The 13074-nt window shown below is 46.3% G+C and carries 9 protein-coding genes; 1 reads left to right on the forward strand and 8 read right to left on the reverse strand.

Annotated features, from left to right (window positions below):
- Positions 1–33: 33 nt before the first annotated feature.
- From DW025_RS07240 to DW025_RS07275, 8 genes are all read right to left on the reverse strand, one after another.
- Positions 34–1062: an aldo/keto reductase gene (locus tag DW025_RS07240; protein ID WP_118649488.1), complete on the reverse strand. Its 1029-nt coding sequence runs from the start codon at positions 1060–1062 to the stop codon at positions 34–36.
- 205 nt (positions 1063–1267) lie between these two features.
- Positions 1268–3121 (reverse strand): sensor histidine kinase, encoded by a 1854-nt coding sequence (locus tag DW025_RS07245; protein WP_165854764.1) that lies wholly within the window; start codon positions 3119–3121, stop codon positions 1268–1270.
- Between the two features lie 83 nt (positions 3122–3204).
- Positions 3205–3888 (reverse strand): response regulator transcription factor, encoded by a 684-nt coding sequence (locus DW025_RS07250; RefSeq protein ID WP_119999379.1) that lies wholly within the window; start codon positions 3886–3888, stop codon positions 3205–3207.
- A gap of 136 nt (positions 3889–4024) precedes the next feature.
- Complete coding sequence (rsmH, locus tag DW025_RS07255; protein WP_119999381.1) at positions 4025–5071, reverse strand: 16S rRNA (cytosine(1402)-N(4))-methyltransferase RsmH; 1047 nt, start codon at positions 5069–5071, stop codon at positions 4025–4027.
- A 159-nt stretch (positions 5072–5230) separates the two neighbouring features.
- Entirely contained in the window at positions 5231–6001 is a 771-nt protein-coding gene (gene aroD / locus DW025_RS07260) for a type I 3-dehydroquinate dehydratase (RefSeq protein WP_117549836.1), read from the reverse strand.
- 47 nt (positions 6002–6048) lie between these two features.
- Positions 6049–8583, reverse strand: coding sequence for a hypothetical protein (locus DW025_RS15135; RefSeq protein ID WP_165854759.1), 2535 nt, complete (start codon positions 8581–8583; stop codon positions 6049–6051).
- A gap of 150 nt (positions 8584–8733) precedes the next feature.
- A complete protein-coding gene (hflX, locus tag DW025_RS07270) occupies positions 8734–10059 on the reverse strand; it encodes a GTPase HflX (protein ID WP_117875320.1) in 1326 nt (441 codons plus the stop codon).
- Between the two features lie 9 nt (positions 10060–10068).
- Entirely contained in the window at positions 10069–11463 is a 1395-nt protein-coding gene (locus DW025_RS07275) for a L,D-transpeptidase family protein (protein ID WP_118757937.1), read from the reverse strand.
- 201 nt (positions 11464–11664) lie between these two features.
- Between DW025_RS07275 and DW025_RS07280 the strand changes: the two genes are divergently transcribed.
- Entirely contained in the window at positions 11665–13011 is a 1347-nt protein-coding gene (locus DW025_RS07280; RefSeq protein WP_119999383.1) for an MATE family efflux transporter, read from the forward strand.
- Positions 13012–13074 lie beyond the last annotated feature (63 nt).

Here is a 13074-nt window from a genome sequence, read left to right on the forward strand (position 1 = left end):
TGCGAGGGGGATGAAAAGAAAGTTTTGCCTATTTTATGATCTTCCAAATGCTGCAACGGCATCCTCGATCTTCTGTAATTCGTCATCGGTCATGACTGTATGTGCCTGCTTTTCAGCAGCCTTGAGATTGCTGATGATCTGCTCAGGCTTTGAAGCACCGATCAGCACTGTTGTGACCTCCGGCTTGTTCAGCAGCCATGCTATGGCAAGCTCTGATAGCTTCATATCATATCCGGCTGCGATCTCATTTAACTGGTTGAGGAGAGGTCTAGTTTCAAGCACCTGATCCTCATGAAGGAATCTTCCGTCCTTCACAGCCCTGCTGTCCGCCGGCATGTCCTTCAGATATCTGTCTGTCAGCATTCCCTGTGCCAGAGGCGAGAAGCATATGAGTCCCTTGCCTGATGCGTATGTCTGCTTCAAAAGCCCATTGTTCTCGACAGATCTGTCCAGTATGCTGTATCTGTTCTGATTTATCACAAATGGCACATGAAGCTCATCAAGTATGCGCTCCGCCTTTGCCATGGTAGGTCCGTCATAGTTGGAGAGTCCGACATAAAGTGCCTTTCCACTCTTCACTATCTGCGCCAATGCTCCCATGGTCTCCTCGAGTGGAGTGTTCGGATCCATTCTGTGATGATAGAATATATCCACATATGGGATGCCAAGTCTTTTAAGGCTCTGGTCAAGACTTGCTATGAGATATTTTCTGCTGCCCCAGTTGCCGTAAGGGCCTTCCCACATATCGAATCCGGCCTTCGTGCTGATTATCAGCTCATCCCTGTACGCACCCAGTTCCTCTCTGAGTATCTTTCCAAAGTTTTCCTCCGCACTTCCGTACACCGGGCCATAGTTGTTTGCTATATCAAAATGTGTTATTCCGTTGTCAAATGCGGTAAAGCACATCTTCTTCATATTCTCATAATCGTCATTTGTTCCAAAGTTGTGCCAGAGACCAAGTGCCAGAGGCGGCATCATGAGACCGCTCTTTCCGCAATGTCTGTAAAATCCTGTACCTTCAACATTCTTATATCTATTCTCTGCTGCCTTATAATCTCCCATATTGATACCTCTCTTAAAATTATCCTTACGATGGTTTCTTTTTATATATGCAAGTTATCACTACATTTTGAAGTATATCATACCTATTACATCAAAAAATATGAATATTTTTTATTATATATGAAATTTTTATTATAATTTTTATAAATGCTCTGTCTAAATTATCACGGACATTTTTACTATCCTCCGTATGCCTGTTACGCATTTACCGGGAGCTTATCTCCACCGAAAAATTGCCATCATGATATGACAGACTTCCTTTCAAGCCATACTTGTCAAGTATCGTCTTCACAACAAAAAGCCCGAGTCCACTGCCACCGCCTGTTCTGCTGCCGCTGCCCTTCACATACGGATCCCACAGCGAATCTATGTCATCTGGCAAGACATCGTCCGTTGTGTTGCTTATCGTCACCTTTCTATCTGCCATCTCTATATCTATAATTCCATTTTTCATGCCGTGTCTCACCGCATTTGTCACCAGGTTTTCCGCAACGCGTTTCATAGATTCCATATCTGCATTTAAAGTACAATTGCCCTCAAATATCACCACCATATTTTTTCTCTGTATCGACACCTCATTTTCGGCTATAACTTTTCTGAAGAGTTCCGCCATATCAACACTCTCAAGCTTTTCTCCTTTTCGCCGTTTCCCGGTCTCCAGCCTGTCTATCTCCAGCATCTGCTCAATCATTCCATTCATCCTTCGCACATTTTCTGATATTGCCTCCGCATACTGCTGCCTCTTGTCCGTATGCACATTTGCGAGAAGGTTCTCCGCATAACCCGACATAGCCATGAGTGGGGTTTTGAGATCGTGAGCCATTGCATTTGTCATATTGCGTCTGTACTCTTGACGGTCATAGCGGGTCTTTCTCGTCAGGTATATGACAGCAGTTGCAAATACAGTTATGCACGCTATACACCATATGGCTATCCTTCTTATATCCTCTGCCAGCTCCCGTATGACCGCTTCCGCATCATATGAACACACCCCGGCAAGTATGCACTGTCTGCCATTTGCCAGCGTGACTCTGCCCTCCATGGCAGCGTAAGCCCTGCCGTCGCCATCCTGGATACCGCACACATCGTTTCCTGTGTAATCTATCTTCTTTTTGCTGAACAGAAAGCCTCTGCTTGTAGAGCCTATGTGACAAGTCCATACCAGTCTGGTCATCTGTCCGCTTGCCACATACCGGGTGCTGGGTGCTTTGATAACCCTGTCCAACGCACCGCTCTCGGTTTCCAGCAGCTGATCCATATCCCTGAATGTCCTGATATCCGTCACCACATACTTTTCCCCATTCATGACAAATGTCGAATTGATAGTGTCATCAAAAGTAAGCTTTTCCAGTGTCACATCATACTCCGAATACCCCGACGCATCCGCTGGGCCATCGTAAAATACGCTCTCGTCTGTATATCTGTCAGTACCCTGTATCGTAAAGCTGCTTCCATTTTCACTGTCCCGCAGATACACTTTTACTATGCACGGATCGGCTATGTTCTTCACTCCGCAGATGTCCCCCGAATATTCATATACCGACACCCTATTGTCAAGAACCTTCGTCAGTCCACTGTCATCACACACATAATATCCGCTTATGCCGGTATCCAGATTCCTGACACACATGATAGTAAATGGCTCATTTTTATTCACAATACCGTCCAGATCGATCCTCTGGAACGTTTCAGAATCGTACAGTCTATATAAGGTATTACAGTTATTTATAAGATAGTGATTGTACAGCCAGTCTTCATTTGTCACATACATGAGTACCTCGCCATTCAAATACGAATTCCACATTATCGTATTGTATGCCCGTATATACGCCGCGCTGTCTTCATCCACGGAATCGGCAAATTCATCCTGAGTCTGTACTGTGTTCATCCTCTCGTGGACACTCCCCATCATATCATCAACCGAGTCAGACATCTTGTTATACAGCATCATGCTCGCAGTCCTGTATGACACATATGCCAGAGTTCCGATCAGAACCGTACATACCGCAGCCGCCACAAGCAGCTCCACCCACCAGATGGGCTTTCTCATCAGTTTCATTTTCTTTTCGTGTTTTTGCTTTTCATATTTTTGCTTTTTGTGTTTTTGATTTGTATGCGATTTTACCATGTCATCACGCCTCCTTATTGCACATCCCTTATCTGATATCCTTTTGTGATGACAGTCTTTATCTGCCCGGCAGCCTTGCCTAGTGCCTTTCGCAGCTTTCTGATATGATCGTCCACAACTCTGGTTCTTCCGTCATAGTCATAGCCCCATATATTCACCAGCAGTTCCTCCCGCGACACCACACGTTTTCTGTTCTCCATGAGGTATATGAGAAGTTCCAACTCTTTTCGCGGCATATCAATGGCTGCACCATCCACAGTCACCGTGAGTACCGATGTGTCGCAGCATATTAAGCCACACACAAGTTCCCTGTGGATAACGGTTCCCTTCGCCCGTCTCACCAGCGCCACAGATTTGGCATAGAGTTCTGCAATGGCAAATGGCTTGACCACATAGTCATCGCAGCCAAGTGTATATCCATACAGCACATCCTCCTGCCTGGCTCTGGCTGTCAGGAAAATGACCGGTACATCGCTGGTCTTTCTTATCTGTCTGCACAGTTCCCAGCCATCCACTCCCGGAAGCATGATGTCTAAGAGCACAAGATCATACTGATTCTCATAGAGCATTTCCTCTGCCTGTATGCCATCACAGGCGCAGCTCACATTCATCTCACTTGCCTCAACTCCTGTGAAATAGTCAGCCACGGCCTCCCTTATGTCGTGGTCATCCTCCACCAGAAGAACCTTGTATCCCATCTCCGCACCTCCTAAAATAAACTTTTTCCCTTCTCATTCGTCCAGCCACAATACATCTGAAACATATGTCCAAAAGGCGACATCCCCTGTCATCATATTAACATGATATACAGACGATGTCGCCTTTCTGTGTCCTTTATTCTGCTTTTACAGCCCATCTCATCTTCGTCGATCTTGCTCTCGGATTGCGGGCGCACTCCTCCGCTGATGGTCTGATGACATCCTTGCTCACCTCACTGTAAATACCAGCCTTCGCTCCCGACTTGAACGCTCTCTTTACCAGTCTGTCCTCACCTGAATGGAATGTCAGTATCGCCACTTTTCCACCAGGTCTGAGCGCATCCGGCAGCTTGTCAAGGAAATCATACAAAACCTCAAACTCACTGTTCACATCTATTCGCAGAGCCTGAAAACACCTCTGACAGGATTTCTTTACAGCCTCTTTTCTGTCCTTCTCCGGCACAAATGCCAATGCCTCCTCGATTGCATCCTTCATCTGCGTGGTGGTCTCCACATAATTCTTAGTTCGGTTTCTCTTCATGATGACCGTAGCGATCTCCTCCGCATAAGGCTCGTCCGAGTTCTCCTGGAACATCCCAACGAGTTCCTCATACGAAACCTCCCGTAGACGCTCCGCCGCCGACTCACCCTTCTCCGGATCAAGCCTCAGATCAAGTGGTCCATCAAACTTGTATGTGAATCCCCTGTCTGGATTGTCTATCTGCATGGAAGACACTCCGAGATCCGCAAGGATAAAATCAAATCCCCCGGCCTCCTCTGCCACCTGGTCGATATTCCTGAAATTTGTCTGCTTTATCGTGAGTATATCCTCCCCGTAGCCGGCATCCTCCAGCCTCTTCTTCGTCTTCACTATCTCTATAGGATCAACATCCAGTGCATACATATGACCTTTTCCCTGAAGCTTCTCCAGCATACGCCTTGTGTGTCCGCCATAGCCCAGCGTCGCATCAAGCCCCTGCTGTCCCGGCTGTATCTGAAGAAAATCCAGTATCTCATTTACACATATTGATATGTGCATTCCCGCCGGAGTACTGCCCTTGCTTATAACCTTCTCTATCGTATCGGCATATTTCTCAGGATCATGCTCCTTATATTTCTCCTCAAACCTCTTCGGATGAGTTCCACTGTAGCGAACTCTCCTCTTGTGTATCTTTTCTTCCATTATATTCTTATCTCCTTAATCTCCGACTGCAGTACAGGGCACCCGGAACATTTATGTCATAATACCATATATCTTCGAAACAAGCCACACACCACTAAAAAAATGGAAGCCACGGCATTCATCCGTGACTTCCAGAATAATAAGATCATATATTTAATATTATTTGCCAGCTATGATGTGATGTATCATAGTGAGCTGGCTTCTCAGTGCATCCACAGATATCTGTCCCGGAGCGGAAGGTATTCCCGCCGTGGCAAATGATACTGTATTGCCATACATCTCGCCTGTGGTTCTCGTCTCCACGCCGAGCTCGCCCATGGATATAACTATGAGAGGCGTCTGATTTCCTCTATCCTGCAGTTCCTTTGCAGCCTGCATCATATCTACGACCTGCGATCCCTCCTCAGGCATCATGGCTATCTTGGCTATATCTGCACCTGTGAATATGATGGACTTAAATCTGTCAACTATCTGTTCCATAGGTATAGTAGTCTTGAAATCATGATTAGACACTATGACATACACGCCCTTGGAATGAGCCTCCGCTATGACTTCATCCACAATCTCCATGTCGGAGAAATATTCTATATCCACGATGTCTATATATCCACTGTCTATAGCGTCAATAAGAAGGTCGTGATACTGGCTGAGTGTTGCCTCCATGCAGCCACCCTCGCCCTTTGTTCGGAATGTAAATATAATAGGGAACTGCCCCAGCTTATCATGGATCTTCGCCAGAGTCTTCATAAGTGCCTCTCTGTCAAAGCACTTCTCGTACATATCCGCTCTGAATTCCACCATGTCTGGTTCCGACTTCGCTATGATCCTCAACTGATAGTCCACATCATAATCCGTCGGAGCTACCAGAGGTACACAGATCTTAGTCATTCCCTCTCCTATCGCCACATTCTTCACATTAACGACCTTCATCACTGCCTCCTGCCTTTTTCACATTTTCCCTGCACGTTGTACAGCTATTACTTTATCTCAATTGCATCCATGAATGTCTCACACAGCTTCTGCGCGTCAACCTTGTCGACCTTATCCCAGTAGCTGATAGAACATGTGACTACATCCTCGCCTGTAGGATATACCAACAGCACCTCTGTTCTGTCCATATCATATGATGTGAGCTGTATCACAAGATATGTTACCTCTGTGCCATCCTTTGCCTTCACTGTGCCATCTGTCATCTCGTTGACCTTGGAGTTCTCATCGTTGTAATACTCTGTGTAAGTATCCTTCATGTTCTTCACAAGATCACTTGCTGAATAGTGTGTATATGTAGAATAGCTTGCATATACATCGCCCTTCTCATCATTATAAGATATGGTATACTCTGAAGCATAGCTTCTCTCGTATCCCTTTGGATCATTGATCTTTACTGACTTATCGCCAAGGCTTAATGTAACCTTTGAAAGGTCTTTCTCCTCTGTGCTGTCATTTGACTTCTCTGTGGTTGCTTCCTCTGTTGTAGCTGCCTCTGTTGTCTCAGGCTCTTCCTCCTCAGTATCCTTTGAGTCGGTGCCGAACTTTCCGTCAAGTCTGCTGTCAACACTTACTGAGTCAAATATCTCGCTCCATGCTGATACGATCTTTTCCATCTTATCCATGTTGATGTACTGATCTACATCATCACTGTTGAGAACTGAGTAATCAACCACATCTCCTGCTGCAGGAGCCTCTATCTTGTTGTCCTTCTCTGCTACCTTGAGATTTCCTGAGCACTGAAGAACATCCTCGCCTGATACTGTAACTGTGAGCTTTGCATCATTTATGCTGAATGACTCGCCCTTCTTGACATCTGCAAGGACACCCTCAAATACAGCCTGAGCAGTCTCCCCCTGTACATCAACAGATATGCTTCCACTCATCTTACCGCTGTTCTTGTCATAGTCTGATGTCACATTTCCTGTGAACTCCTGGCTCTCTCCGCCGCTCATTGCTGATAATGTGTACTTCTTGTCAGTTGATATCTTATCTCCTGATGTGTCAGTCTTTGACTCACTCTTGAGCTCTATATTTACATCTGAACCGTATGTAAGTGCTATCTTTGTTACAGCATCTGATGTGACATTTCCGTCACCCATGTAATCTGCTGTGAATGAAATCTTAACGCCTGCTGCTGCAAGATCATAATCCCAGTCAACACGGATCACCTTGTCGTTTTCTACGTACACATTTGCAACGGCATCCTTTGTCATTACTGCGCTGACCAGAGATGGAATAGTGCCGATGGACTGCTTGAGCTGATCCTTTGTAACACCCATCTGATCCATCATATCATCTGACAGATTACTGTCCATGTACTTGTTCAGACAGTCAACCAGTGCCTGTGAGAACTCATCTATAGCGTCTGTTGTGATTGTCACTGTGTAGTGGTCTGCCTTGATAGTCTTGCCATTTGCATTTGTAAACTCATCCTTGCCGACCTTCTCATATGTTATGGACTCTGCAAGCTTATCTGCAGCCGGCTTGAGATCCTCATCTATGATCTTCTGAAGAGCCTCGCTGTCAACTGAACCGCCGGCTCCCGCATCCTTGCTGTCGAGCTCTGCCATAACACTGTTCATGTCAAATGAAAATGTCTTGGTAAAGAGATCAGGACATGACATATAGAGCGTCTGACCGATCATTACAACATCCGCACTGACTGTCTCGCCTGCCAGTGTCATGGAAGAACCAAGCTTGAAGCTGTTCTGTCCGTCGCTCTTGGCTGTGCTTGCGTCAAATGTAAATGTTGAACCGTCGAGCTTACCATCTCCGGCAACCTTGTCGATGGTAAAATCTGACTGAACGTCCAGCTTGTCGACATCTATGTCATCTGCTCCGACGATACCCACAATATTATTGTTCTCAAGTTCCTTTGCTGTGTTCTCCATCGCGTCCTTGACCGCATCCTTAGGACTCTTCTTGATGAACACGAAGAATACAACAACAAATGCTGCTATGATAACAAGCGCTGCCACAACTGCTATTATGGCTATCTTGATACCCTTTCTCTTCTTTGGAGACTCAGGCTTGTGCGCCTGATCACCATACATGTTCACGGTCTGATCATATACACTCTGCTGTGCATTCATCTGCTGACCGTACTGATCTGCAAACTGCTGACCCGCAAACTGCTGATTTGCATCGTACTGCTGCTGGCCATACTGTCCTGCGTACTGCTGGTTCGCTCCATACTGCTGCTGGCCGTACTGTCCTGCGTACTGCTGGTTTGCTCCATACTGCTGCTGGCCGTACTGTCCTGCGTACTGCTGGTTCGCTCCATACTGCCGCTGACCGTACTGTCCTGCGTACTGCTGGTTCGCTCCATACTGCTGCTGGCCGTACTGTCCTGCGTACTGCTGGTTTGCATCGTACTGCTGCTGACCGTACTGTCCTGCATACTGCTGGTCTGCGCTATACTGCTGACCCGCATCACCCTGCTGGTTCTGTGATGGCTGTGGACCATCGGCGCCGTTAGGATTCATTCCGTCCGGCATCTGATTCATGTTATTATCACTCATAATATCTCCCTTTCTGTGTGAATAACCATTATCCTTCCTCTGTAAATTTACACAAATACTTATAAAATGTAAACATTTTTTATTATCTCTTTATATTATGTAAGCAATGTGAAATGGCACGTTAACGCCTGATACGCCACATTGCCGGCACTAAAAATCAGCTTCACCATCGAAACTGAGGCCAAGTTTTCCAAGTATGGACTTTGGAACATAAGCCTCTATAAATATGCCATCGTCCAGATATTCCTCTGTCTGGATCTCACCATATTTGTGGATAAGTCCTGTGAGTCCTGCTTCAGAATATGCAAATGTATGCCTTATATATGACTTCTGATTTCTGAGTATTTCCTCTATCGCACTGGCAAGCTCCGGGAGTCCCTGTCCCGTGGCAGCCGAGATATACAGAGTCTTGTCCGCTCTCAGATCGCGCACACCCACCAGATCATCCTTTGATATTCTGTCTATCTTGTTGAATACAGTTATCACAGGTTTTCCCGAGTTCTCTTCTATCTTGAGCTGCTTTAATGTGCTGTACACCGTCTCTATGTTCTTATCCCAGTTTTCATCCGATGCGTCCACAACATGAAGGATGACATCACAGTATTTTGCCTCCTCCAGAGTGGAGCCAAAAGCCTCGACCAGATGATGCGGCAGCTTCCTTATAAAACCGACCGTATCGGTGAGCAGTATATTCTGTCCGCCCGGCAGCTTGTATCCTCTTGTCGTAGGATCAAGGGTCGCAAATAATTTGTCTTCCTGTAATACTCCTGCCCCCGTGAGTGCATTCAGCAGGGTCGACTTGCCCGCATTTGTGTATCCGACTATGCCCACAACCGGCACAGCGCTCCTCTGTCTCTGCTTTCTCTGCTGGCTTCTCTGAGATTCAACGTTCCTGAGCTCCGCCTTCAGTCTGGAGATCCTGTCCCTTATGACTCGTCTGTCTATCTCCAGCTTCTTCTCTCCGGGTCCTCTCGTTCCGATTCCACCGCCCAGTCTCGACAGCGAATCTCTCATTCCAACAAGTCTGGTTGCCCTGAACTTGAGCTGTGCAAGTTCCACCTGCAGCTTGCCCTCGTAGCTTCCAGCATGTGCTGCAAATATATCGAGAATGACCATTGTCCTGTCCATAACCTTTATGTCCAGTGCATCCTGAAGGTTCATCAACTGTGCCGGTGACAGCTCGTCATCACAGCACACTCCTGTGGCGCCCAGCTCATATATCATCTCCCTGAGCTCCTCAACCTTTCCTCTTCCCAGATACAGGTCATTTGCAATGCGGTCCCTGTTCTGCACCAGTCGTCCCACGACCTCGGCTCCGGCTGTGTCTATGAGCTCCGTGAGCTCGTCCAGGGATGCCTGTATCTCCAGTGAGACCTCTTTCTGTGTATATCCACCTGTATCGGCGGCAAATATGATTATCTTTTCCTTTATCTTCTCTGCTTCGAGATCATAAATCGTACTTTTCCTGTCTGCCATGATCCACCTCTACTTTTCAACGGTGACTGTGACTGTGTGATAGGATGATCTGTTACCGCTGCTGTCCTGCGCACAGCACACAACTGTATAGCTGCCTGCCTTAGACTCCATCTTGTTAACAGCCACGCATATAACGTCCTGTCCAAGACTTGTGAGTGCCTGTCCATCCAGAGTCTTGCCATTGCCATCTGTGGCCACTCCTGTCCTTATCAGTGTATCACCATCCTGTGCGTTCACATAAGATGCAACAAGCTCTGCAAGCTCATCAGCCTGTCCATTGTAACTCTCCAGCTTTATCTCCACAGGAACCCTTGTTATAACAGGGGCTTCATCATCCTCCACTGTTATCTCGATACTCTTCCATATCTCCTTGCCCTGATCTGTAAAGCTGTACTTTACTGTATATTTCCCCAGCTTCATATTGTCCACGGTTCCCTCAACCTTCAACTGGTCCGTTACATCCTCACGCTGTGAATTGAAGGCCCATATTCCCGCCATTGTGTCATAGTTCTCGCCCTGGTTTATGCTGTGGCTCTCCGCACCGTATATCACGGCTGTTCCTGCGGTCGGATTCTCCTCAACCATGTCTGTCGGGTCCCATCCGGTCTCATCAGTGTTATCCAGTCTGGTCACCGGCACAGGTCTTCCAAGTGGTCCATAGTAATTACTGTCAAATATATCCACATATGTTCCGGCCTCACAGTTCTCGTATATCCATTTGGTATCTGCAACACACAGTCTGACGCATCCCAGTGATGCCCCTGTTCCAAGCTTGTTGAATTCCCATGTCTCAAGAGAATCCTTTGTGGTGTCAAGATATGGTACGGAATGGAACAGAGTGTCACCGTCTATCTGTGACACATACTGGCCATAACAGTTGTCAAACAGTGCAAGCCAGTCCCACTTTAGCTGTATGTTGAACAGTCCGACTGGAGTTTCTCCCACCGGTGATACCGAACAGCGCATGGCTTTAACCGGAACGGTGTAATAACCTGTGGCATCCAGCTTATATATAGTAACTATATTTTCCTGTCTGTTTATCTTGATGGCATACGGACAGCCATTGTCCGCCAGATCCTCACCATTATAATTCTCTTCCTGCTCCGTCTCCGGAACCGCTATGTCTGTACATTCCACAGTTCCCTGAACCTTGAGTTCCGCAGCCTTTTCTGTTGTTGCTACTGAGGCATCGCCATTCGTATTATCACTGTCCGTCGATGTTCCTGTGACAACCGAGTCCTTTTCATTACGATTATCCAGTTTACTCTTAAGTCTGTAGTTTTTCACAGCAAGGCCTATGACCAGTCCCAGCAGAATGACGCCCACTGCGTATAACGCCATTCTCTCGAGCTCCGCATGTCTCTTCCTGTTACGCTTATTTTTTTGTATGTTATTCTTTTCCATATTTTCCATTTCTTTCTATAATATATGTCAAATGTTAGTATGCACAATCAAGCAATTTTTAATCGTTACACTTTAACATAACATTTTATATAACAAAATAAAACATTTTTCTTTAAAATTAAGCAAAAACCACATTGACTTTATCGCGAACTGTTGTACAATCGAATATCAGGCGCAAAAAAATAAGGAGGGTTATTATATATGAAAGATCTGACAGTCGGAAAACCAATGAAAGTCATATGGTTATTTGCTGTTCCTATGATACTGGGACAGATCGCACAGCAGTTATACAGTTTTACAGACTCAGCCATCGTGGGCAACTACGTAAGCTCACAGGCACTCGCCGCGGTTGGCGCAACCTCAGTCATTTCGAATATGATAATAGGCTTCCTCAACAGCGGAACCATGGGGCTTGCCATCCCTATAGCCAAATACTACGGTGCAAAGGACTATCACAATATGAGAAGATGTATCGGTGCATCGGCCATCATGACACTGCTGGCATCCATTGTCCTGACCGTTCTGAGTCTCATATTTATAAGGCCTATCCTGGTACTTCTCAAAACACCAGACGACATACTGGATATGGCAGCAAGCTACGTTATAATCATAATCGTTGGAATTATATTCTGTTCATTATATAATCTGTGCGCCAACATACTGCGTGCAGTCGGAGACAGCAAGACGCCTCTTATATTCCTCGGTATATCAGTTGTACTCAATATCGTTCTGGATCTTCTTTTCATAAGAGCATTTGACATGGGAGTACGGGGTGCAGCCATCGCCACCGATATATCACAGGCGCTGGCGGGCATACTTGCCCTGATCTATATACTTGTGAAGGCAAAGCATCTGATTCCGGAGAAGGATGAATACTCCGTAGAGAAGAGTGATCGGGCAGACCTCATACAGTCCGCACTTGCCATGGGATTTATGAGCTGTATAGTGAACATCGGAACGGTCATACTCCAGAGAGCCATCAATGGACTCGGAACTGATATAGTAACCGCCCACACAGCGGCAAGAAAGATATTTGATATCCTCATGTTCATGTTATATATAGTAGGAAATGCCGTGACGACATATGTAAGCCAGAATATGGGCGCAGGCAGATACGACCGGGTACATCAGGGTGTGAGGGCTGCGATCATCATAAACACGATCATAACCACTGTCATGATAATATTCGGCTGGCTGCTCAGCCCGGCACTTATAAAGCTGGTTGCAGGTACATCTGCCAGTGCCATCATAGATCCGGCCGTGAGATATGTAAGGATCGGCGTGACGTGCTTCTATGTACTTGGTCCTCTGTTCGTCCTGAGATGTGCAATGCAGGGAATGGGCAGGAAGATCGTTCCGGTCATGTCATCCACTATAGAGCTGATCGGCAAGGTACTTGCGGTTATGATCCTCACTCCAAGACTTGGATATCTCGGAGTTACCATCACAGAGCCTATCATCTGGTTCTGCTGTACACTGATGCTCTCCATAATGTATCTCACAACCCCTGTGGAGAAGCTTGTTGAGAAGAGACGTGCTGCAAACTGATATTGCATACAAATATAAACCAACAAATAAAGCCCCACTGCCGGTGGTCTTCATCAACGCCGA

This window comes from Coprococcus sp. AF38-1, from assembly GCF_003603945.1.
Classification (GTDB): domain Bacteria; phylum Bacillota; class Clostridia; order Lachnospirales; family Lachnospiraceae; genus Coprococcus; species Coprococcus aceti.

Excerpts from the sequence above, each read along its gene's own strand:
- DW025_RS07240 (WP_118649488.1), bottom strand. The coding sequence starts at position 1,062 with ATGGGAGATTATAAGGCAGCAGAGAATAGATATAAGAATGTTGAAGGT.
- DW025_RS07245 (WP_165854764.1), bottom strand. The coding sequence starts at position 3,121 with ATGAAACTGATGAGAAAGCCCATCTGGTGGGTGGAGCTGCTTGTGGCG.
- DW025_RS07250 (WP_119999379.1), bottom strand. The coding sequence starts at position 3,888 with ATGGGATACAAGGTTCTTCTGGTGGAGGATGACCACGACATAAGGGAG.
- rsmH (WP_119999381.1), bottom strand. The coding sequence starts at position 5,071 with ATGGAAGAAAAGATACACAAGAGGAGAGTTCGCTACAGTGGAACTCAT.
- aroD (WP_117549836.1), bottom strand. The coding sequence starts at position 6,001 with ATGAAGGTCGTTAATGTGAAGAATGTGGCGATAGGAGAGGGAATGACT.
- DW025_RS15135 (WP_165854759.1), bottom strand. The coding sequence starts at position 8,583 with ATGAGTGATAATAACATGAATCAGATGCCGGACGGAATGAATCCTAAC.
- hflX (WP_117875320.1), bottom strand. The coding sequence starts at position 10,059 with ATGGCAGACAGGAAAAGTACGATTTATGATCTCGAAGCAGAGAAGATA.
- DW025_RS07275 (WP_118757937.1), bottom strand. The coding sequence starts at position 11,463 with ATGGAAAAGAATAACATACAAAAAAATAAGCGTAACAGGAAGAGACAT.
- DW025_RS07280 (WP_119999383.1), top strand. The coding sequence starts at position 11,665 with ATGAAAGATCTGACAGTCGGAAAACCAATGAAAGTCATATGGTTATTT.